A 21,990-nucleotide genomic window follows, 5' to 3' on the forward strand; every position below is an offset into this window, starting at 1 on the left:
CTAAAACTCAACCTCAGATGCCCCCAGTCTATCCTGAGCGTCCCCGCCGCCTCAGCAGCGCCCCAGCGCCTCAGCAGCGCCGGTGAAGGGGGTTCTAAGGTTTACCCCACAAAGCCGCAAGCGGAAAATTACATATCGGCGTATTTTTTTGCGATTTCTTATTTATAATTTTAAAATCAATGAGTTAAATAATGTCTTCAAGCGCCAAGACAGCAAGATACAGGCACGTCCTACATGGAACACCTTAGCCCAACCAGAACCTCACAATGGCAAACCACAACATCTTGGGCCAAGCTAAACCGCGGATACAATAAAGCCCGACTCGCGCCCGCGAGTCGAATCCGGTGACAGGCTTCAAAAACTCCGTTTTGCGCGTCGGTGTAGATCACTCTTTCCTCTACTTGCGCATTTCATTGGGATGCGGTCTGGTTCCCGAATGACAAGACACGATCCAATCTGGCCCACCCATGACTGAAGGTCTTTCCTATCCACTAGTACGCACCGTCGGGCTTGACGGGGCTTTGGTGACATTTGCAGACAAGATGGATGAGGCCGCAAACCGCGCGGCCTTGGCGTTTCGGGCGCAGGTGGACAGCCTTACGCTGCACGGGCTTATAGAGACATCAGCCTCTCTGGGGTCTGCATATGTGCGCTTTGACCCTCGGGTTGTTTCACATCTCGAGATCACAAGCCAACTGCAGCAAATCCTGAACCAGCAGGACTGGTATAGTGCCCCTCTGCCAAGCGGACGAAGGCTATGGCGGGTGCCGACTGTTTATGGCACGGACCTTGCCCCACAGCTGGAGGATGCCGCGCGTGTAGCCGGGTTGAACCCGGCTGAGGCTGTCCAGCGGCTAAGTCAGACACAAGTGCGGGTGCTGACCATCGGTTTTGCGCCGGGGCAACCCTATCTCGGGCCGCTGGGACCCGAATTCAACATACCGCGCTTGCAGGAGCTAACGCCCATGGTGCCCGAGGGCGCTCTCGTTCTGGCGATCTCGCAATTTGTGTTGTTCTCTGGCCCAACACCGACCGGGTGGCGGCATGTTGGGCAAACGGCGTTCCGGTGCTTTCAGCCTGACAAAGATCAAGCATTTACCCTGCGGCCCGGTGATGAGCTTCAGTTCACCTCTGTCTCTCGTGATGAGTTTGAGGCAATGCGTACCAATAAAGACGACGGCCTTGGTGGCGCAACCTGTCAGGAGATCGCCTGATGACTCTGATGGTTCACCGAATTGGACCAGCTTGTACGGTTCAGGATCAGGGGCGCATCGGCTATTTGGATCAAGGTCTCTCTCGTTCCGGAGCAGCCGATATTCTGGCACTGCATGAGGGCGCAGCCTTGCTAGGACAAAGCGCCGATCTGGCCGCGCTGGAAATGGCCGGCATGGGCGGCACGTTCGAAGCGACGCGACGCACAAGGATCGCTCTGACTGGTGCGACGATGCAGGCAAGCGTCGACGGTTCCCCGATCGTGTGGAACGCATCCCATGTTCTTGAGCAAGGGGCAATGCTGACGATCGGTGCGACCGTTCAGGGCAACTACGGCTATCTGCATTTGGAGGGCGGCCTTGAGGCCGAGCTGTTCCTCGGCTCGCGCGCGACACATCTGACAGCCAAGATCGGACGCGCCGTTGCGGTGGGCGATGTGTTACCTGCAGGGAAGAATGCGGGCGACGGCAGGATGAAGCTGTCCCCCCCGGACCGGTTCAACGGCGGCACCCTTCGCGTCGTCGCCAGCTTTCAAACCGCGTTGTTCGATGATGAAACGCTGGATCGCTTTGCGCAGACAGAGTTCACGCGTGGCACGCGGGCCAACCGTATGGGGATGCAGCTGGAAAGTGACGGACCAGGCTTTGCGGCCAAAGATCAGCTCAATATCCTGTCCGAGGTGATCACGCCCGGCGACATTCAGATGACTGGCACCGGCAACCCCTTCATTCTACTGCCCGAATGCCAGACGACCGGAGGCTACCCCCGAATTGCAACCGTCTTGCCCTGCGACATGTCCAAGGCTGCTCAGACCCCGGCCCGCAGGACGGTTCGGTTTGAATTCGTGACTCTGGAACAGGCTGTAGAGATTGATGCCGCGTTTCGCGCAGATCTTGCACGCCTTCCTAGCCGCGTTGAGCCTCTGGTCCGCGACCCTCATGACATCCCGGACCTGTTGTCCTACCAATTGATCGGCGGAGTGATCTCTGCCACCGACTAAGGAGACTATCTGATGCCGCGCGTGGATCTGAACGCCGATATGGGCGAGAGCTTTGGCCCCTGGAAGATGGGCGATGACGAAAGCCTGCTGAAGATCATTACATCCGCCAATATCGCCTGCGGGTTTCATGCGGGCGACTGGGATGTGATGGCCAAGACCATGACATTGGCCGCTGAGAATGATGTGGGCATCGGGGCGCATCCCGGCTTTCCCGACCTTCAGGGATTTGGGCGGCGCAATATGAAAGTGCCCCATGACAGCCTGCGCAATCTGGTGCGCTATCAGCTGGGCGCAGCACTGGGTATGGCCTCAGCAACTGGCACCAGAGTGCGGCATCTGAAACTGCACGGGGCTTTGGCCAATATGTGTTCGGTCGACCTCGACATGGCGCGCGCCTGCTATCAGGGGGCGCTGGATGTCGATCCGGACATCATCATCATGGTGCTGGCGGCCACGAAACAGGAAGAGGCCGTGCGAGAGCTTGGTTGCAAATGGGTGGGCGAGATCTTCGCCGACCGGGCCTACAATGACGATGGCACTTTGGTGGATCGCAGCCTGCCCGGCGCAGTGATCCACGACCCTGAGATTGCCGGCCCGCGCATCCTGAACATGGTGCGCGAAGGGGCAATCATCACCGAGTCCGGCAAACGGCTGGAGACGTCCATCGACACGATCTGCCTGCATGGGGACGGCCCGACTGCCGTACAGATCGCCCGGTCGGTCCGAGAAAACCTGATCGAAGGCGGGGTCGAGGTGACAAAGTTCACCCGATAGACATCAGCCCGTAATCCGGGGTCCCTATCCTATCGCTGTTGCCTGAATTCGGTTGAGCGCATAGCATGCCCGCAAGTGCATGTTCTGAATACCGTATTTCTAGCAACGCTATTGGCTGGCCCCGCGCTCGCCGCCAGATGCCCGGCAAGGAGGCGCACATGTCTTTCGATCTGATGTCTTACACACCCCGCGGTGACAAGAAGAACTCGGACTTCTTTCACGAATACCTTCCGATGATCTACGAACGCAGGACCAGCTCGGGCGTCGCGGATCAGGTCGGCCCGATGCGTGCGATTGTCATCCAGGTCGAATCCACGGCGCTGTTCGATACGATGTTCGAGCTTTATGTGATGACCCCCTACCGCCACTCGGCCAGCTATCTGGGACAGACACACAAGTTCGCGGTCCTGCATTCGCATCCCGACTATCCGGCGCTGATCCTGATGGCCCCGCTGAGCGACAGTTTCGAGGACTTCATCCCGCGCATCAACCGGATGTACCCGCTGGCCCGCCCGACCCCGCAAACTCGGTACGTGGGGGAGGTCTTTGCCGCCTGCGATCTGAAAGAGCTCAGCAGAACTCTCGAAGAGCAGAACATCCGGTTTGAATATGCAGGTGACACGGAAAACCCGTTCTACACGCTGGATGGCTTTCGCTTTACCACGCCGTCGGATTTCACCTGCAACCGCGTTGGCTATTCCACCCTGGATTTCAACGACCCCGACAGTTTGGGCCTCGGCGACCGCGTTTTGCTGAGCGATACCGAGAAAGCTCGATTGGAAGAGGCTGCAACCTTCGGCACGGACTCGAAAATTGCGCCGCTGATGCTGGGGATCGACCACCTTGCCACCCGGGTGCTGGCGGGCGAGCGTGAAGATGCGATCCTCGAATTTCTGACGATGGTGCCTTATTACTTCTGGGGAGCTTACAACATCTTCGACATGAATTCGTCTACCAATGTGAATCGCAACGCCAATGTGGATGACGACAAGAAATCCCCGGCCAAGGTGTTTACGGCAAACAACACGCCGTCCTTCGTAAACTCATTTGCCAAGCTGCCAATGCCGACCGAGGATTTCGTGCGCAACTTCGGCCGGCGCCTGCATCACATGGCGGTTGAGATTCAGGACGGTGACCATGGCGCGGGCGAAAAGAACGTGGATTTCGTCGTAAATACGCTCAAGGACAAGGGCGTGCCGTTCCTGGCTCATGTTGTGGGGGAATGCAAAGACGATCCCAACCTGAAACAGATCTTCTCGAAACACTCAAAGAATACGCTTCTGATCACTGAGTATATCGAACGGTGCCACCATTATGACGGGTTCTTCACCAAGGACAACGTCGCCGCGCTGACTGCCGCCGCCGGGCAGGATGAGCAGTATGAGCACGGCCATGTGTTCGACTGAACTGGTTTCATAAAAAAGGGCTGCGAAATTTCGCAGCCCAGACCCATCAGGAGAGTATATGTCGGGTCTTATGACGGCCCGATCATGAAACAGGTGACATTGCGCGCCTGAAGCCGGCGGCATGCCAGATCGGCCTGTTCGCGGGTCATGCCCTGGAATGTGGCCTCGAACCCTTTGGAGCTTTGATTGACCTTGCGCAGCGTGCCGTCCAGCGCTGTCATCTCGGACAGAGCGGTTTTCAGCAGCACCTTCTCGGCTTCATAGCGCGTGGTGTAGCGGCCAACATTCACGCCCCACAGATGCCCGCCCGAGGTGGACAGCCGTGTGACGACCTCTTGTTCCGGCTCCGGTTGCTCGGCCGGTTGAGTCGAAGCCAGAACCAGATTGTCGGGCCGCAGGGCCGGACGTGTGTCCGAGCTTTCGACCGGAGGTGCAGTCGGCGCAATATCCGCCTGTGCAATAGCTGCGGCAATCCCGTCCTTGATGCGGTCCCGGTTTTCATCGGCAGTGTCAACAACCGCGCTTGCAACCTGTGTCGTCGCTGTCGGACGCATCGCCGGGCGCAGGCTGGTCTTGGGTGCGCCGGTCAAACGAGCAACTTGCGTGCCACCCAAACCAGCATTGCCCGCGTAAGCGGGGCGCGCAGGGCGGCGGATCGGGGCGCGCGACGGGGCGCGGCGGAACCCGAGATCCAACAGCTCAGCCACCTTGGCGTTCCGCGAGGCACCCGATTTGCCACCAAAGACCGTTGCGATGATACGCTCATCCTTGCGCTTAGCCGAGGCCACAAGGTTGAAGCCCGCCGCGCGGGTATAGCCTGTCTTGATCCCATCCGCGCCTTTATAGGCGGCCAACAGGCGGCGGTTCGTGTTGGGAACCGTCTTGATCCCAGCATTGGTCGACTGGCGCGAGAACAGGTTGTAATACTGCGGGTAATCATACAGCAGATGCCGCCCCAGCGTGGTCATGTCACGCGCGGTAGACATATGCCCTGATTCCGTTAGGCCATGGGCGTTCTTGAAGGTTGTGCGGCTCATCCCCATTGCTTTGGCGGTGCGCGTCATGCGGCGGGCAAAGGCGGCCTCGGACCCGCTGATCGCAATCCCGATAGCCGTTGCGGCATCATTGGCGGATTTCACCGCTGCCGCGCGGATCAGGTAGCGGAACGCAATCGTCTGGCCCGACCGCAAGCCCAGCTTCGACGGAGGCTCGGCCGCTGCCGCCCGCGTGATGCGAACCTGAGTATCCAGCGTGATCTCTCCGTTCCGAACTGCCTCGAACGCGATATAGAGGGTCATCATCTTGGTCAGTGAGGCCGGGTGCAGGCGGGTATCAGCGTTGCGCGAGTGCAAGACCTCCCCCGTTCGCGCGTCGATCACCATCGCCGCGTAAGGCGCGGCCAAAGCTTTGAGCGGCGCGAAAGAAAGCACCAACATAAACGCTGTGAGGAATACGCCCATCCGGGCCGGGACTGTCCACCGACTCTGCACGATCTTTGCCTCTGTCTGCCTCGTTCCGCCGGGTTTTCCCGGTCGGATGAAATTTATTGATTATCACCAAGGCTAACACAGGACCCCGGCAAAATAAACCAAAAGCTGGGGTTTCCCGGCATCTTGAGGGGCACGAACACCTTCTATATATAGGCGCAGCCCCTATACCGACCCACCAGATGAGCGATGATGACGGGAACAAGGCAAAGGTTGCGCGGTTTTTTCCAGAACTGCGGCCGAACGGCAACATCAGCCTAGGGCGCGCACCAGATCCGAAAGTCCGCCTAGATCAGACAACTCTCGGAATCGGGGATGGTCAGAGGGTGTTTCGGCATGCTCGACCTCCCACACCAGCCCGTGCGGGACATGAACGCCCCAGCACCCGGCGGCAATCGGCGCCACCACATCCGACCGCATTGAGTTGCCCACCATCATCGCGCTCAAAGGCCCCTCGCCATGCTGCTCGAAGATCGTCCTATAGGTCTCGGCCGTCTTTTCCGAAACGATCTCGACCCCGTCGAACAAATCCCCCAACCCCGATTGGGCCAGCTTACGCTCTTGATCAATCAGGTCACCCTTGGTGATCAGAATGACGCGGTGGGTCTCGGCCACGCCCTCGACCGCCTCACGCGCATGGGGCAGAAGTTCGATGGGATGGGCCAGCATCTCTTGCCCCGCGTCGATCAACTGGCGGATGACCGAGGCTGGAACCCGGTCTTCGGTCACCTCAATCGCCGTTTCGATCATCGACAGGACAAAGCCTTTGATTCCATAGCCATAGTGCTGGATGTTGCGCTTTTCGGCGGCCAACAGACGCTCCATCAGGTGGTCGCGTTCGGCGTGTTCTGCCAGCAATTGCGCGAAATGGGCCTGTGTCAGTTGGAAAAACCGCTCGTTATGCCACAGCGTGTCATCCGCATCGAAGGCGATCGTGGTCAGTTTATTGTCCATTCCGAAAGGGTCCGCTGCCTCTTTATTCTGACGGCGTCAACGTTATATAAGCCCTCAGATAAACCCAATGCCTGAATCGGACAGTTGCGCGCGATGCTGGAAAACCCCTGGATGATGTCTGACAAATCGGATGACGACGGCGACTCGTCCGTCCTGCTGCAGACGCGACCCAAAACCAAGCGCCCTCCACTGTATAAAGTGCTTTTACTGAACGATGACTACACCCCGATGGAGTTTGTGGTTCACGTGTTGGAGCGCTTTTTTGGCATGACCCACGCGCAGGCGTTCGAGATCATGCTGACCGTGCATAAAAAGGGCGTCGCAGTGGTGGGTGTGTTCAGCCATGAGATTGCCGAGACCAAGGTGGGTCAGGTGATGGATTTCGCGCGTCGGCATCAGCATCCGCTGCAATGCACGATGGAACGCGAAGAATAACGCAGGCCGGGTCGCCCGGAATTTACCATGTCCCCTCGTCTTGATCTTGCCCTGAACAGCGGTTTGACCCTGTCGCAACCGCTGGTGGTGATCGGCCCGACCCCTGAAGAAGATCTGTCAGCCCTGCCGCGCGAGGCTCAGGTGATTCAGCTGTTCAAACCTTTCCATGATCATTTCGCTGGTCAGGGCTTTGCCACCAAACCGAAGCTTGACGCGGCATGCAGCGATGCTCTGGTGTTCTTGCCGCGCGCCAAGGCGCTGGCTCGGTCGCTTGTCCAGCAGGCGTGCAGTCGTACCAGCGGGACAATCGTGGTTGATGGGGCCAAAACCAACGGTGTCGACAGTATTCTGAAAGACATCCGCAAGCGCGTTGCCGTCGAAGGCCCTATTTCCAAGGCCCATGGCAAGATCTTCTGGTTTCAGGCCGACGCCGACGCCTTCGCGGATTGGGCAGCACCCGAGAAGCAAAGCGTCGATGGCTACGTGACCGCTCCGGGTGTATTTTCTGCCGATGGGATCGACCCAGCCTCGGCCCTACTGGCGCAGTCCTTGCCGGACAAGATCGGCCCGCGCGTGGCTGATCTGGGCGCAGGTTGGGGGTATCTATCTGCGGGTCTTTTAAAAAACGACCGCCTCAAAGCCCTTCATCTGGTTGAGGCGGATCACGCCGCGCTGACATGCGCGCAAACAAACGTCCCCGATATGCGTGCTCAGTTTCACTGGGCGGATGCGGTGACCTGGACCGCGCCCGAGCCTATCGACACCGTCATCATGAACCCGCCCTTTCACACCTCACGCAGTGCCGATCCGGCGTTGGGGCAGGGCTTCATCAAGTCCGCCGCGAAGAACCTGACCCGCAACGGCACCCTGTGGATGGTTGCCAACCGCCACCTGCCCTATGAGGCAACACTGGCCGAATCCTTCGCCCAAGTTCAGGAAGTGGCAGGCGACAATCGGTTCAAGGTGTTTCAAGCCTCTCGCCCCCGGGCCTAAGCCCGGCTAACCTGCCCCAAATCAGGAGGATTCGGATGTCCTTTTCCATAGCTGGCAAGACAGCGATCGTAACCGGCGGGGCCAACGGGATTGGGTTGGCCATCGGCCGGCATTTTGCAGATGCCGGGGCCAATGTAGTCTTTGCGGATATGGATGAAAAACGGCTCGCCGAGGAATTGGGTGAGCAGGCAGATGACGGCAACATCCGATATTTCGCAGGTGATCTGCGCGAAAAACTGACCATTGCCAACCTGCTTTCGGCCACGCTGGATGCGTTCGATCAGGTCGACATTCTGATCAACGGCGCGCGTCAGGTGATCCCGTCTGACCCGCTAGACCCCGATGACGACTCGGTCCGGACCTTGCTGAACCAGAACCTGATGCCCGCCTTGCGCCTCAGCCAATTGGTGGCCAAGCGGATGATCAAACAATCCGGCGAGGATGAGGAAAACCCGGCGGGGTCCATCATCAACCTGTCCTCAATCGCAGCACGGCGCACCCATCCGGATCTGATGGCATATTCAGTCTCGACTGCAGCATTGGATCAAATGACCCGCTCGCTGGCGGTTGCACTGGCCCCCAACCGTATCCGCGTGAACTCGATCGCGCTGGGGTCAGTGATGAGCGCATCGCTGCAATCAACGCTGAAAGAAAATCGCGATTTCCGCGACGACATCGAGAAACACACCCCTCTGGCCCGGATCGCCGCCCCGACCGAACTGACAGAAACAGCGCAGTTTCTGGCCTCGGACGCGGCAGGTTTCATCACTGGCCAGATCCTGACAATTGACGGCGGCCGCACCTTGCTGGATCCCGTCGCAGCTCCGGCGCATTGACCATGTTTGATACCGAAAAGACCACCGCCTCAGCCTGGTTCCGCCAATTGCGCGACGATATCGTTGCCGCTTTTGAAACGCTGGAGGACAGCCACGACACTGGCCCGTTTGCTGACGCAACTCCCGGTCGTTTCGAAGTAAAAGAAACCAAACGCCAGTCCGAGGACGGCTCGGACGCGGGCGGCGGGCTGATGTCTGTGATGCGGGGCGGGTGCGTGTTCGAAAAGGTCGGCGTCAATGTCTCGACCGTCTACGGCACGTTGGGCGAACGCGCACAACAGGCCATGGCGGCACGAAAGGGCATCCCTGGCATGACCGAGGATCCACGGTTCTGGGCCTCCGGCATTTCTCTGGTCGCCCATATGCAAAACCCGCATGCCCCCGCCGTTCACATGAACACGCGCATGTTCTGGACACCGCATGCCTGGTGGTTTGGCGGCGGGTCAGACCTGAACCCCTGTATCGAATATGACGACGATACCGCCCATTTCCACGCGACCCAGAAGGCGCATCTGGACCCGCACGGACCAAGCCACTATCCGCGCCTTAAGGACTGGGCGGATGAGTATTTCTACATCCCTCACCGCAAGCGCGCGCGCGGCGTTGGTGGTATCTTCATGGATGACTACTGCACCGATGACTGGCAGGCGGATTTCGCCCTGACGCAGGATATCGGCAAAGCCTTCCTGCCCGCGTTCCTGCCTTTGGTCGAAAAACGCCGGGTCCAGAGCTTTTCAGACGCGGACAAAGACACCCAACTGGTGCATCGGGGCCTCTATGCCGAATACAATCTGGTCTATGATCGGGGTACCAAGTTCGGGCTTGAGACTGGCCACGATCCGGACGCGGTGCTGATGAGCTTGCCGCCCATGGCGAAATGGGTCTGAGGCTCAGAACCCAAAATCCATGAAGTTGTCAAAGCAATAGGCTTGCGCAGAGGTCGCCGACATATTCTCTCCGACCTTTCTGACCGTGATGGAATAGCCCGGATCGGTATCCGCGCCCGGAGGTGGTGTCAGTGAGAATTGCACCGTGCGTACGCCCGGCTCATAGGCACGGTAGATATAAATGCGCGTCGGCCCGGGTACACCCAACGTACGTATCGCGAAATCGCCGATCCCGCACCAGTAGTTCACTGGCGCCGATGATCCGATAGCCTTGACCTCATAGATGCCACCCTCCAACGGCGTTATCTGGGTCCGGTTTTGTGGCCCCACACGAACACCGAAGCCGACAGCCTGTGCAAGTTGGGGTGCGAAAACAAAGGCTGAGACCGCAATGAGCTTGGCAACACGCATCATCTGAACATCCTGAAATATACTCTGTTCCATGAGAGTAACACAATTGGAGGTTGGGTCGAGAGGGGGCTCGGCAATAGACCGCAAACACATCAAAATACTTATATGCAACTTACATGGCGGCGCATATCATCATGATATTTATTGCAAGTCTGGTGTCCCTGTGAGCCAAACATTTCCAAAAGACTGGTTTGACCTCTCGCCTGAGAAATACGCCGATTTCGGGGCAATGTTCTACTTGGCAGGCCTGACCCCAACGCATCAGAAACGCAGTTTGGCGCAGGTTCTCTATGCCTTTGAAACGCCGTTGCGGCTGGGGCAGTATCACATCTTCCGCCAGAACGGCTTTCCCCGAGGGTTCGTAACCTTTGCCGGCCTCAGCCGTGAGGTTGAAAACAGATATGCCATTCAGGAAAAACCCTTGAAGGATGCGGATTTCACCAGCGGGTCCTCGTTCTGGATCGTTGATCTGGTCGCGCCGTTCGGGCAGACCAATGAAATTGTCGACATTCTTAAGGCAGAAATACCACACCCCCGCGTCCGAACGAATCGTCTGGTTGGTGACATGGGCCAGAACCGGATCGTAGAATGGAGCCGTGATGCCGCGGGCGAGGTCCATATGAAGCTCTATCGTAAGAAGGATTTCAAACGCCTGCTGGAACAAGGCGAGGGCTAGCATGGTCTCGGTTCCGGTCACGGGTGATTTGACAGGGGATGTCACGGGCTCACCGCCGAACGTCGCCAGCGGTCAGGTCATTCTTGGCACTACCCCGGGAACGTTTGATGTCGACAATTGGGCAATCGCGACCCCACCGGCCAATGGGACGGCCACGATAGACGCGGATACCGGCGAATGGACCTATACGGTCGATCCCACCTTCTTTGACAGCCTCGACTTTAACCAGATTGCGACCGACACGTTCGTCATTCAGGGGTCCGATGGGATTTTCGTTGGTCAGGCGACCATCACCATTTCCATTCAGGGCGTCTGCTTCACCGCTGGGACGCTGATCGAAACCGGAACCGGACCAGAGCTCGTCGAGGCCCTGACAGTCGGCGATCTGGTCCAGACCAAAGATCACGGGCTGCAGCCTATTCGGTGGATCGAGGCCAGCCCGATCCCACCCGAGCGATTGCGTCGTGACCCTGATCTGCGGCCCGTGCGTATCCTGCGCGGCAGCCTTGGGCCCGACATACCCTCGCGCGATCTTCTGGTGTCGCAGCAACATCGTGTCCTGATTCAAGGACCGAAAGTCGAGCTGCTGTTTGGCGCCGCCGAGGTTCTGGTCGCCGCAAAACACCTGTGTTCATGGCCGGGTATCTTCGTCGACACCTCAGACCAGCCGGTCGAATACCTGCATATCCTGCTGGATCAGCATGAGATTCTGACCGCCGAAGGCGCATTGGCAGAGAGCCTATTTCTGGGTGACGAAGCGCTGCATTCCCTGTCCTCAGAAGGGCTGCAGGAGCTGGCCTCGATCTTTCCCGACCGCACCCCAGAAAAATCCACCGGCTTCGGACGCGCTGCTCGAATGATCCTGCGCGAGCATGAGGCCCGTGCCTTGGCCTGACTCTAACCTGTCGGGCCGATCCGCCCACCCACATCCTGCGGCGCCAATGCAACCGTCTTGATCACCGCGTAGCATCGCACGCCCGGTTGCAAACCAAGCCCCGCGACGGAACGGCGGGTGATCCGCGCCAGAACGATACCTGCCGACGTATCCATCGAGATGATCGCACCCGGCCCGTCCCCGGCGCGGATCGTATCGACCGTGCCCGCTAGAACGTTCAGCGCCGACAGCCCTGCCGGAGGCTGGTTGGACAAGATCACCTCTTGCGCGGGGATACGAATGCGAAGCTCTGCGCCGATTTGATGCGGGATACGCGGCAGAAACAGAGACTCTCCCCCCGCATCCAACTCGGTCAACCCGTCCTCGTGATGCGCCCGCACACGCACCTGCAGCACCGCGCCAACCGCGCGCACACCCGCAGGGGTTACGGACGGATCGGCCAGCACCTCAGAGGCCGGACCATGGCGCGCCACCTTGCCATCCTGCAGTGCAACAACCGAGGTCGCCAAACGTGCGACCTCGGCCGCGGAATGCGTGACATAGAGAATTGGAACTGAGACCTCATCCCGAAGACGCTCAAAGTAAGGCAGGATTTCGGCCTTGCGGCCTTCGTCCAACGCAGCCAGAGGTTCGTCGGCCAGAATTAGGCGTGGGCTGGCTAGCAAGGCGCGTCCGATCGCGACCCGCTGCTTCTCCCCCCCGGACAAACCAGCCGGACGACGGTCAAGCAAGTGACCAATGCCCAGCATCTCGATCACTTTGTCCGGGTCCTCACGCGTTGCAGACCGCGGAGCAAACCAGCGCCCGAAAGACAGGTTCTGGCGCACGGTCAGGTGAGGGAACAGACGTCCTTCCTGAAAGATATAGCCGAGCCTGCGTTTGTGCGGCGGCAGCCAAAGCTTGGTGTCCGTGTCGAAAAGGACCCAATCATCCACGGCGACGCGCCCGGCCTCGGGTCGCAATAGACCAGCCACGGCATTCACCACCGTTGTCTTGCCCGACCCCGAACGCCCGAACAGAACCGTCACGCCCGGCGGAGCCTCAAAGTTGAGGTCCAGATCGAGCCCCGCAAGGCTATGGCGCAGATGAACAAACAGGCTCATGACCCGGCCACCCGCGCCGCCGCGCGGCGCCCGACATATTCCGACAGTAGCAATGCCCCCATCGCGATGATGATCGAGATGACGACCAACCGGGTCGCCGCCGCCTCACCCCCCGGCACCTGCAGGAAGGCGTAGACGGCTGATGGCAGGGTTTGAGTCTGGCCCGGAATGTTCGAGACAAAGGTGATCGTGGCCCCAAACTCGCCCATCGCCTTGGCAAAGGCCAGAATGGCCCCCGCGATGACCCCCGGCAGGATCATTGGCAATGTCACCGTCGCAAACACCCAAGGGCGCGAAGCCCCCAGCGTAGCCCCCGCCTGTTCAAGTCGAGGGTCAACAGCCTCGATCGACAGACGGATGGCCCGCACCATCAAAGGGAACGCCATGATCCCGGCCGCAATCGCAGCGCCCGTCCATCGGAAAGCAACAACGATCCCGAACTCGGCCAATATGCGTCCGGCCGGACCCTGAACACCAAATGTCAGCAGCAGCAGGTAACCGGTCACCACGGGCGGTAAGATCAGGGGCAAATGCACGAGACCATTCAACATCTGTCGCGCCGGAAAGCGCCAGCGCGCCAAAGCATAAGCCACGAATATCCCGAATGGCAAAGTCGCCAGCGTTGCCCAGAACGACACCCGCAGGGACAATTTCAACGCCTCAATCTCGGCAGGACTCAACCAATCCATAAGGCTCACCGTCCAGGCAGAGAAAACCCCTGCCCCTTGAACACATCTGACGCGAATTCGCTCTGGAGAAACGTCAGAAAATCCTGCGCCTCTGGCTTGGCAAAGGACGTCTCGGCGACCGGGTAAATGATTGGCGGATGACTGTCCTCTGGGAAGCTCCCAACAACACCAACCCGCGCGTCAGCCTGAGCGTCCGTCCGGTAAACGATGCCCATCGGTGCCGCCCCGGTTGCGACCAAAGCCAGTGCCGCTCGAACATTGTCGGTTTGCGCGACCTGACGCTGCACTGCGTCCCACAGGCCAAGGCTCTGCAATGCGGCCTTGCCGTAGATCCCTGCGGGGACGGCATCGACCAAAGCCATGGCAAGAAAGCCGCCCTCAAGCTGTTCGGCCAAATCATAAGTCGCCGAGACCTCGCCAATATCCGTCTGCGGCGCGGCTCCGATCAGTACCAATCCATTGCCCAAGAGGGCGACTCGAGTTTCGGGCTTGACCACGTCATCCTTCTGCAACACATCCATCCAATCCTCATTCGCGGAAATGAACAGATCAGCTGGAGCGCCTTGCTGCAACTGACGCGCGAGAACCGAAGATGCGGCATATGAAATCGTGACATCGTTGCCGGTTTCGCGCTGATACGCGGTCGAAACCTCGTCCAAAGCAGTCTTCAGACTGGCCGCCGCAAACACCAAAATCCCATCTGCCCCGGCCCGAAGCGGAGCCAGCAAAAACGCGCCAAGCGCCAGCGCTGCCACAAGAAAACGGCAAGGGGAGTGTCGGGCCATGTCCTCTCCGGCCTGAGGGGTTTCGGTCCCTTCTGGGGATATCGGAGGCAACAGGCCCCGCGCAAGCGCCTTTCCGTATTTGCCTTCAATCGGGTGTGCAGTGATGCCTTCAGCGGTACAGACAGCCGTCGCAGACGCGCCACCCGAAGAAAGGTGAGAAATTCGCGCAAACCCTCTTGCACCCGCCCTCGGGCTTGGCTAAATGCACCGTCACGGGTGATTAGCTCAGTTGGTAGAGCGCTTCGTTTACACCGAAGATGTCGGGAGTTCGAGTCTCTCATCACCCACCATCCTTTCCCCACAAAGTATCAAGTTCTTACGCGACTAGCACCTATTGTTGTAATGCGCATGAAACGATGTCGGCTGGGCCTCCGCTTCTGTTATACGGAAAAGATGTCTACGACACAGGAGCTTTGGGCGACGGCAATATTCGTAAACGAACTATCAGTAATTGGCAGACAACTTTGCGGAAGGGCGTTCGATCTCGACCCAAATCGTTACTAGAGCGTTCTGATGCGGCGAACTGGCCGCGAGAGACTGAGTTGCGCGCGAAGGAGTTTCGTCCCTGGAGTCAAGCAAAGCGGTTTTTTTTGGCTTCGGCGCAGCATTTGACACATTAGGCTCAGAGTGGTCATTCGATCCAATCTTACGAACAGCTGCCTTGCGGGAAAAGCTTCCGTAACCTGACTGGTTGCTGATGATCGATCTCAGCCTAATGTAGGCTTTCATTTTTCACTGCTCCAAGACTCTGCGTATTAGTTTGCTCTGCGTTGTTCCGACTGATTAGGCCTAGACCCTCCCATTTTTGACATCATAGCCTTCGCATAGTCGCGTTTTGCTTGCGCAGGGTCCTCGAAGCGAGCATGCACGACGCAAAAGAAAAGGGCACCGTCATCTAAACCGTTGCGAGGCGTAAACCAATCAAACGGGTCGGTTGGCTTTACCGATGCAAACTGGTTGGTTGATGGCGCGGCGGGTGCGGCACTGGCTTCATTATTTGTGATATCGTCAAGCAGTGTTGGACGGACCGTGCCGGTGTCCGGTGTGAGGATGCCCATGATCTGCTCGCGGCCAGCCGGTACAAAACGCCCACTTTCTTCGACTGGAAACCGGATCGGCTGCCCGGCATAAACATCACGCTGCACTTCGCTGTTCCGGACAACTATCGTTCCGTTGACCAGCACATACGGAATGCCTTCTGACGGCAGACCTTGCTGGCCAAGGGTATAGTTCGCCTTTTCGGTCACAGTCTCCGGATCAAAAATCGTGATATCCGCGACCATGCCTTCTTGCATACGCCCACGCACCTGCATTGCACGCAAGCCAGTGTCACCCAATCGCTTCGCATGTATGTAACTCAGCTGAGTGAGTGTGAGCATCAGCGGCACATTCGCTTCGCGAGCCAGTCTCAAGACTAGCGCGTGACTGCCTGCGGACCGAGGGTGCCCGGCATAGTCTTCGTAAGGGGCGTCCCAACTCATCAAGTTGCCCTCGATATCCAACCCGGCCATACCGTCACCCGAAATGCCATAACCTGCGATGGTGATCCAATCGTTGAGCCATTGCTCTCTTGGTGGGCTAAAAACAATGGCCGTCCGTCCCGGTTCATTCTCAGCGAAGCTCAAGAATTCGTCTTTAGTCACAAAGCGATCAAGCTGGGGGTCAAAAATGGTGTCTTCGTATTTGTACCCCATCGACCCTTCCCAGTTTTCGGGGGCGATGATCGAAGCGCCGTAGTTTCCCGATCCAGCAGTCCAAGGATAGTAGCTGGACCAGACGTTATAGCCTTGGTCGCGGGCCATCTGGAGCTTTTCCTGATTTTCCCACCATCCATAGTCATTGTCGTGGTGTATGTGCAGCGGGGCGTCCAGCACCATCGCATTGACCAGGATTTCGTTGACCCCGGTCTGTGTCTCAGTAGGTGTGGAAGCACTTGGATGAAACCGGTGATGCACCGAAGTTAACCGCCCATAACGCGCAGCGGCCCGCTGTGCTTCGAACATCTCATAGGTTGTGATTCCTTCGCGGGCGTAGCCAATGGTAGATCCCACGCCGAGGGCTCCGAGACGTAGCCCTTCATCCAGTTGGGCGGTGATTTCGTTCATCTGCTCGCGGTTGCTTGGAACCGACGACCAACCCTCGACCCCGTCTTCCACGGATTGTGCCCGAAGTGCGAAGAAGTTCCGGAAGTCAATGTCGCCACCTTCCAGAACAAGGCCGTCATGCACCCGCATCCGTGCGAATTCTTGTCCAATGACTGTGCCGTAGTTCGCCTGCGTCACGCCTTGGCGCGCAGCGTACCACTCGTCGATATTCGCGGCTCCGACCTCAAAATCCATTTGAGTCGTAACCCCATCGCGAAGGTTAACCTTGATACCCCAAGGATCCAGTCCGTGTTGTTCAAGGTCGATAAACCCGGGCGCCACAACGTGCCCTGTCGCGTCGATGGCTTCGCTGCCGTCAATATCTTTGTCGGTAATCGCGGTGATCCAGCCGTTGCTTATTCCTACATTGGCGATCTGATCGAACCCGGTTTCCGGATCCATTACCCGACCGTTGAGGATGACCACATCGTAAGTTTGCGCGACGCAGAAAGTGGAAAACACGGACAACGTGCCAGCCAGAAACAGGGTACGCATGGATAGATCCTCCCTTTGATCAGCAGAATTGCATATTTCAACGCTTTTGACGTCTGCTTTCGACCCACACTAGAAAACGATCCGGGTTCGCAGGCCGAACAGTGTAATGCTATCCTGAGAGGGGTTCAGCAGCGGGTTCGAAATGTACTGCAGGGACGGCGTGATCTGCAGCCCGGGTGAGATTGAAAACCGGTAGAAGGCTTCCAGAGTGAATTGATCGCCATCTATGCCTCGTGCCTCGGCCCAGTTCAGGCCCAGACCGGCCAGATCGGTATTGCGACCATAGTAACCCAGACCGGCAGATACCGACCGGTCATAAAGAGCGGCGGTCCCTTTTGAGGCCCCTGCCCGAAAGAACGGCATCCACTTGTTGTCAACAAACCATGCGGCAGAAAACGCAGCGCCGTAGTCTTCCGCTCGGCTGCCATCTTCGGCCGCATCCGCATGCCAGAGGGTCAGATGGACATTGTCGAAATAAATGCGATCAAAGCCGGACGTGTACCCAAGCTCGAGTGATTTGAAGAGGTTGCCGTCGCTGAACACATCAAAGTTTGGATCAGACGGATCGGCGTTTGCATCTGCAACGCTCGCGACTACGTAGAAGTTTTCGCTCAGCTTGATCCCACCAGCAATACCAAGGCCCGGGTTGGGCGCGTTGAGTGTCGGGTTGGTGTTGAAGGACAGGTTTTGGAAGCCACTATAGGGGCTTACCAACCCATAGATGTCCACAAAGTCCGTTACATCAATCTGCCCGAATTGCAGCGTCCACGAACCGTTTTCGGCCCTTTGGGTCCAGAACAGATTGGTCAGCAGCAAACCGCTGTCGTTGAAGGCTGTCCCGGTGATCGAAAGCGCTCCGCCATCCAGCCCAAGAAACTGCGGGGCCACATCGGTATAGCTGTGCCGGTCTTCGATTTTGAATGTCAGGGAACCTCGTTCAGTCGCCTGCCAACTCCCGTAGAAACGTGCAATTCCGCTGGCCGCTTCGCCGGTTCCCAGATCAGCATTCGTGGTTTGGCCCAGCGCCAGGTAATCAATATTGAACCGAAACCCACCCTCAGCCAGCCGGTCTTTCCACTCAAACCAACCCGGTGCGATGTTGCGTGGAAAATCGGATCGGTATTGTGGGTCGGTTAGCCCATCTCCGGGGGTCAGATCAGCTTCGACCGAAGAGGGTCCGGACAGTCCTTGCGCCGAGGCAGCGCCAGCGACAGCAATACTCAGTGTAGCAGCCAGAAGTCTTATCATTCAGACGCCCTTGCCCCACCGGTTTTGCGATTGCCCGCCGCACGGATGCGATCAGCGGCACGCCGCTTCCATTCCAGCCTGTCTGCCTTGGTTTCCAGCGTTTCGACACTTTCTGTTTCCAACTGGAACGTCGCGTTCATGGGCATCTGGCCATCCACAACCATCATATTCTGAACAGACGGGTCGATAGTCAGCATGCCCGTCAGTCGAACGGGTTCATGAAAATAGCTGGGCGCCCAGTCCCCGTTCAACCGCACACGGATCATCTGGTTGGGCGGAGGGGGAGGCATGTGACTGCACATCCCGCGTTCCGGCACCAAATACGCCACAGCCCGACCGTCCGGATCATTCGGAGCAGGAATGGCAAAGCCCGCAAGCGTGATTTTTTGACCGTCGAATTGTGGATTTCCGTTTGTCCCCGCCTTTCTCCGACGTTCCATCACAACTTCGCGCTGATCGAGCAGCCAGTCGATATCAATTCCATCAGCAGCCAAGGCATCCTCTGTCTCGGTCAAAAGCGTTTGCCACTTTTGCCGTTCTTCTTCGCTGCCACCATCCTGCTGCAGCCTGCCACGCAATCGAACAACGTAGAGGACATCGTCGAATTGTTCAGGGCTGAGATCACGGTAGGGGTCTTCAAAGACCTGCGCAGATGGGTCTGGCAGGTCGGCCCAGTCCAATGCGGTTTCAGGCGTTGCCAACGCAGAATGCCCACACCAAAAAAACCCTGCGAATACTACCCAGCGGAACCAATGGTGCATAAATTCTCTCCGGCTACTTAGACAGGTCAATTCAGTGTGTTTTTGTAGATAACGCCATCTTTCATGATCAGTCGAATCGTATCAGGGCTTTCAGGCCTCGGGTCGGCGCCGAACCACTGATCACCCGTACCAACCACCGAGAAATCCTCGAGCGGGTTACCGTCGATCAGCAGGATATCCGCATAGGCGCCTTCTTCGATCACACCCAGTTTTCCAGCGGTATAGGGGTTCATGAAGTCACCTGACAAAGCGACCACCTCGCCACCTGTCGATGTCAGCGTGACCATGGATGTGTAGGGCCCGAAAAACTCATTGTTCAGGTGCTTTTCGTAGGCAATCTGGATATTGCATGCCTCAACCGAACCAACGCAGTCGGTCTGGAACCCTCGCTTCACCGGGCATTCTTTCATGTTGTCGATATAGCCTGCAAATGTGGCCGAGGCAGATTTGGCTTTGGCAAGGCTTGCGGGCACGCTGGCCACCGCCGGAATATCAAGCAGGCCGGGATCGAATGCCGTCAGGTTGGTGGTGATATACTCCCCTTTTTCGTTCATGACTTGGGCAATTTCACAGTCAAACGAGAAGCCGTGTTCGATCGACATCACACCTGCATCAAGCGCACTTAGGATCGCTTCCTTGCGATAGGAATGCGCCATGACATAGCTGCCATACTCATTGGCCACTTGTACGGCGGCCCTGATTTCCTCGGGCGATCCGGCCAGTAGTTGCCATGGGTCAAAGGCCGAAACGACACCGCCGGACTGCATGAACTTCAACTGGGTCGCACCCATGCGGAAATTGTTGCGCGCGAACCTGTAGACGTCGTCGACACCGCTCACCTCCTGCGCCAAGTTCAGACGGCTCATGTTGGTCTCTGAGCCCGGTGGAGCAGTGAAATTCGCGAAATCAGCATGACCGCCGCGCGTTCCGATAAATGCACCGGAAGGAAAGTAACGCGGTCCTTCAATTTGGCCTGCGTCAATTGCGCGGCGCAGCCCGCCATTGGCGCCACCTGCATCCCTGACTGTGGTGAAGCCCTGCATCAAATACATCTCGGCCATCCGCGCACCGTGTATGGCAAAGTCTTCCCACGTTGTGTTGGCCTCCATCGCAGGCAGGGTCGGGCCCATCAGCATCAGGTGCGCGTGCAGTTCGATAAACCCGGGGGTCAGTGTCCGCCCCTCTCCGTCAATAACTGTGGCATTTGGGGCATCAATCGCATCGGTTGAGACAGCCTTGATCAGGTTGCCCTCAACCAGAACGCTGGCATTTTCGATACGCTGTTCATTCACACCGTCGAAGACATGTACGTTGGTAAACAGCGTTTGGGGTTCTTCCTGATCCTGTGCTTGCGCTGGCGCTGAAACAGAGAGACCTGCAGCGACAATTGCCGCCGAGCAAAGAGACATTCGCAGACCGGACATAAGTACTCCCTTCATATTCGTGTTTTGCCAACTGTAGCCCGGAAAGTTTTGCCTCGGTTGCCAGTTTCGCATTAGGATGTTCGAATGTGACTGCAAAAATGGCCACTGATCACAGCATTTGATCCTGAAAGGGTGACGAAATTGCCGTTCAACTCCACCTCTCAAGAGCATAGCGAAGGGTTCATTCGTCTCGCATTGGCGGCTCCGTTTCTGCAGTACCTCACCGACCGCGAGATCGATCCGCAACCCGCTTTGGATCAGGTCGGCTTGAAGTCCGAACTGTTGACTGACCCTTCTGTCTATGTCCACTCAGAGCTGGTTTACGGCCTGCTAAATGCCTTCTCAGACGTGTCAGGGGACCGATACCTTGGCCTGAATGTAGGAGAGACTTTTGACCTGCGGGGATGGCCTCCGTTCGCTCAGGCCCTACAATCGACAAACTCGCTGTTCGAGTTCTTTACCCGCTTTGTTGGGCTTGTCCCGCTGGAGTCCAATTCCGTGCGGCACAGCCTTGTAATCGAAGCAGACAAAGCAACCTATCGTATCGAGAGGCAACAGGAACCCGCTGTCCCACCCATTCAAGTGACCGGTTTTGGAGCCGCAATCTATGTACGGCTTCTGGAGACTGTCGTCGGAGAATCCTGGGATTCTTCGCGTGTGCGATGGGAAAGTCGGTATATTACGGGTCTACCGGTCAACTACAAAGGGATCGAAGTTGGCTTGGGACCTGATCCCGGAATGCAAATCAGTTTTCCTGTGGAATGGTTGTTTTTGCTCCATGCCTCTGAGGGTTCCGCCAAACCCATAGCTTCAGCTCGACAAAACGAAGAAGTAACGGTGGTGGCCGCTTTGCGATCCGTCTTACGCGACAAACTGGACGAAACCGATCTGGGACCAGAGGTTGTGGCCGGACTACTGGGAATACAGCCGGAACGGTTTCTGAAAGCGCTTCAACAACAAGGCACAACACTCCCCCGCGAAATCAAACGGCTGCGTGTCGATGTCGCCAAGGAGCACCTCAGAGATGACAAGATGACAATTGCTGAGATCGGTCTACTCCTTGGCTACTCAGACAAGTCCCATTTCACTCGCTTTTTCCGTGGTCAAACCGGAATGACACCAACCAAGTTCCGTCTTGGTGCGTAGTTGCGTTGTAACGCCTTGGACTGCTTGCTCCCTTCATAGGAAGTGCAGGTCGTCAATAATTTGCGACAGATTTTTGGAACCCTATTAAAGGATCGCAGTGGGATAATTCCCCGCGTACCGGAGTTATGTCTCCCACAAGAACGGTGCGTCAGATTCTATGCAGGTCTTGTGAGGCTAAGCTGGTTTGATACCCTTTTCAGTGCTTGGATTGTTTTGTTTCGCGCCGCTC

Annotated in this window: 20 protein-coding genes, 1 tRNA gene and 1 pseudogene; 12 read left to right on the forward strand and 10 right to left on the reverse strand. The window is 57.6% G+C overall.

Annotated elements, in window-relative coordinates:
- The first annotated feature begins 467 nt into the window (after nt 1–467).
- The 4 genes from ACR0I8_RS14245 (at nt 468) to ACR0I8_RS14260 (ending at nt 4,392) form a co-directional block, all read left to right on the forward strand.
- Nucleotides 468–1,214 carry a 5-oxoprolinase subunit B family protein gene (locus tag ACR0I8_RS14245; protein WP_170691328.1) on the forward strand — a complete coding sequence of 249 codons (747 nt, stop codon included), beginning with the start codon at nt 468–470 and terminating at the stop codon, nt 1,212–1,214.
- Nucleotides 1,214–2,212 (forward strand): 5-oxoprolinase subunit C family protein, encoded by a 999-nt coding sequence (locus tag ACR0I8_RS14250; RefSeq protein ID WP_170378708.1) that lies wholly within the window; start codon nt 1,214–1,216, stop codon nt 2,210–2,212. Before ACR0I8_RS14245 ends, ACR0I8_RS14250 begins: the two co-directional genes overlap by 1 nt.
- Nucleotides 2,213–2,224: 12 nt before the next feature.
- Nucleotides 2,225–2,986 carry a 5-oxoprolinase subunit PxpA gene (locus tag ACR0I8_RS14255; RefSeq protein ID WP_170691330.1) on the forward strand — a complete coding sequence of 254 codons (762 nt, stop codon included), beginning with the start codon at nt 2,225–2,227 and terminating at the stop codon, nt 2,984–2,986.
- Between the two features lie 158 nt (nt 2,987–3,144).
- The gene (locus tag ACR0I8_RS14260) at nt 3,145–4,392 is read left to right on the forward strand and encodes a hypothetical protein (protein ID WP_480703303.1); all 1,248 of its coding nucleotides are present in this window, start codon (nt 3,145–3,147) and stop codon (nt 4,390–4,392) included.
- Between the two features lie 68 nt (nt 4,393–4,460).
- Here ACR0I8_RS14260 and ACR0I8_RS14265 read toward each other — a convergent pair whose 3' ends face one another.
- Together ACR0I8_RS14265 and ACR0I8_RS14270 are read right to left on the reverse strand one after the other, a co-directional pair.
- The gene (locus ACR0I8_RS14265) at nt 4,461–5,852 is read right to left on the reverse strand and encodes a D-alanyl-D-alanine carboxypeptidase family protein (RefSeq protein WP_170661088.1); all 1,392 of its coding nucleotides are present in this window, start codon (nt 5,850–5,852) and stop codon (nt 4,461–4,463) included.
- Between the two features lie 279 nt (nt 5,853–6,131).
- The gene (locus tag ACR0I8_RS14270) at nt 6,132–6,833 is read right to left on the reverse strand and encodes an HAD family hydrolase (protein ID WP_170691332.1); all 702 of its coding nucleotides are present in this window, start codon (nt 6,831–6,833) and stop codon (nt 6,132–6,134) included.
- Between the two features lie 93 nt (nt 6,834–6,926).
- Here ACR0I8_RS14270 and clpS point away from each other — a divergent pair, with 93 nt between their 5' ends.
- From clpS to hemF, 4 genes are read left to right on the forward strand one after another with little or no spacing between them, the layout of a single operon-like run.
- A complete protein-coding gene (gene clpS, locus ACR0I8_RS14275) occupies nt 6,927–7,268 on the forward strand; it encodes an ATP-dependent Clp protease adapter ClpS (RefSeq protein ID WP_170378718.1) in 342 nt (113 codons plus the stop codon).
- Between the two features lie 27 nt (nt 7,269–7,295).
- Nucleotides 7,296–8,261, forward strand: coding sequence for a methyltransferase (locus ACR0I8_RS14280; protein ID WP_170691334.1), 966 nt, complete (start codon nt 7,296–7,298; stop codon nt 8,259–8,261).
- A 35-nt stretch (nt 8,262–8,296) separates the two neighbouring features.
- Entirely contained in the window at nt 8,297–9,097 is an 801-nt protein-coding gene (locus ACR0I8_RS14285; RefSeq protein WP_170378722.1) for an SDR family NAD(P)-dependent oxidoreductase, read from the forward strand.
- A gap of 2 nt (nt 9,098–9,099) precedes the next feature.
- Complete coding sequence (gene hemF / locus ACR0I8_RS14290) at nt 9,100–9,984, forward strand: oxygen-dependent coproporphyrinogen oxidase (protein WP_170691335.1); 885 nt, start codon at nt 9,100–9,102, stop codon at nt 9,982–9,984.
- 3 nt (nt 9,985–9,987) lie between these two features.
- On the opposite strand, the gene ACR0I8_RS14295 is transcribed toward hemF, so the two are convergent.
- The gene (locus tag ACR0I8_RS14295; RefSeq protein ID WP_419740374.1) at nt 9,988–10,398 is read right to left on the reverse strand and encodes a hypothetical protein; all 411 of its coding nucleotides are present in this window, start codon (nt 10,396–10,398) and stop codon (nt 9,988–9,990) included.
- A 160-nt stretch (nt 10,399–10,558) separates the two neighbouring features.
- Here ACR0I8_RS14295 and ACR0I8_RS14300 point away from each other — a divergent pair, with 160 nt between their 5' ends.
- Entirely contained in the window at nt 10,559–11,071 is a 513-nt protein-coding gene (locus ACR0I8_RS14300) for a toxin-activating lysine-acyltransferase (RefSeq protein WP_170691337.1), read from the forward strand.
- A 1-nt stretch (nt 11,072) separates the two neighbouring features.
- A pseudogene (locus ACR0I8_RS14305) lies at nt 11,073–11,810 on the forward strand (Hint domain-containing protein); the annotation flags it as partial.
- Nucleotides 11,811–11,968: 158 nt separating this feature from the next.
- On the opposite strand, the gene modC reads toward ACR0I8_RS14305, so the two are convergent.
- The 3 genes from modC to modA are packed head-to-tail and all read right to left on the reverse strand — an operon-like array spanning nt 11,969 to nt 14,543.
- Complete coding sequence (modC, locus tag ACR0I8_RS14310; protein WP_170691340.1) at nt 11,969–13,069, reverse strand: molybdenum ABC transporter ATP-binding protein; 1,101 nt, start codon at nt 13,067–13,069, stop codon at nt 11,969–11,971.
- Nucleotides 13,066–13,758: a molybdate ABC transporter permease subunit gene (gene modB, locus ACR0I8_RS14315; RefSeq protein WP_170691342.1), complete on the reverse strand. Its 693-nt coding sequence runs from the start codon at nt 13,756–13,758 to the stop codon at nt 13,066–13,068. Before modB ends, modC begins: the two co-directional genes overlap by 4 nt.
- Nucleotides 13,759–13,763: 5 nt before the next feature.
- The gene (modA, locus tag ACR0I8_RS14320; RefSeq protein ID WP_170691344.1) at nt 13,764–14,543 is read right to left on the reverse strand and encodes a molybdate ABC transporter substrate-binding protein; all 780 of its coding nucleotides are present in this window, start codon (nt 14,541–14,543) and stop codon (nt 13,764–13,766) included.
- A gap of 214 nt (nt 14,544–14,757) precedes the next feature.
- On the opposite strand from modA, the gene ACR0I8_RS14325 reads away from it, so the two are divergent.
- Nucleotides 14,758–14,833 (forward strand) — tRNA-Val (locus ACR0I8_RS14325).
- 465 nt (nt 14,834–15,298) lie between these two features.
- On the opposite strand, the gene ACR0I8_RS14330 is transcribed toward ACR0I8_RS14325, so the two are convergent.
- From ACR0I8_RS14330 to ACR0I8_RS14345, 4 genes are all read right to left on the reverse strand, one after another.
- On the reverse strand, nt 15,299–17,182 hold the full coding sequence (locus ACR0I8_RS14330; RefSeq protein ID WP_170691346.1) for an amidohydrolase family protein: 1,884 nt from the start codon (nt 17,180–17,182) through the stop codon (nt 15,299–15,301).
- 69 nt (nt 17,183–17,251) lie between these two features.
- A complete protein-coding gene (locus ACR0I8_RS14335; protein WP_170691347.1) occupies nt 17,252–18,430 on the reverse strand; it encodes a carbohydrate porin in 1,179 nt (392 codons plus the stop codon).
- Nucleotides 18,427–19,191, reverse strand: a complete 765-nt coding sequence (locus ACR0I8_RS14340) for a DUF3299 domain-containing protein (protein WP_170691349.1) — start codon at nt 19,189–19,191, stop codon at nt 18,427–18,429. The genes ACR0I8_RS14335 and ACR0I8_RS14340 overlap by 4 nt, the downstream gene beginning before the upstream one ends.
- 26 nt (nt 19,192–19,217) lie before the next feature.
- Nucleotides 19,218–20,615, reverse strand: coding sequence for an amidohydrolase family protein (locus tag ACR0I8_RS14345; RefSeq protein WP_170691350.1), 1,398 nt, complete (start codon nt 20,613–20,615; stop codon nt 19,218–19,220).
- 141 nt (nt 20,616–20,756) lie between these two features.
- On the opposite strand from ACR0I8_RS14345, the gene ACR0I8_RS14350 reads away from it, so the two are divergent.
- Complete coding sequence (locus ACR0I8_RS14350; RefSeq protein WP_170691352.1) at nt 20,757–21,761, forward strand: AraC family transcriptional regulator; 1,005 nt, start codon at nt 20,757–20,759, stop codon at nt 21,759–21,761.
- The last annotated feature ends 229 nt before the right edge of the window (nt 21,762–21,990 follow it).

The organism is Ruegeria sp. BG9 (assembly GCF_056538305.1).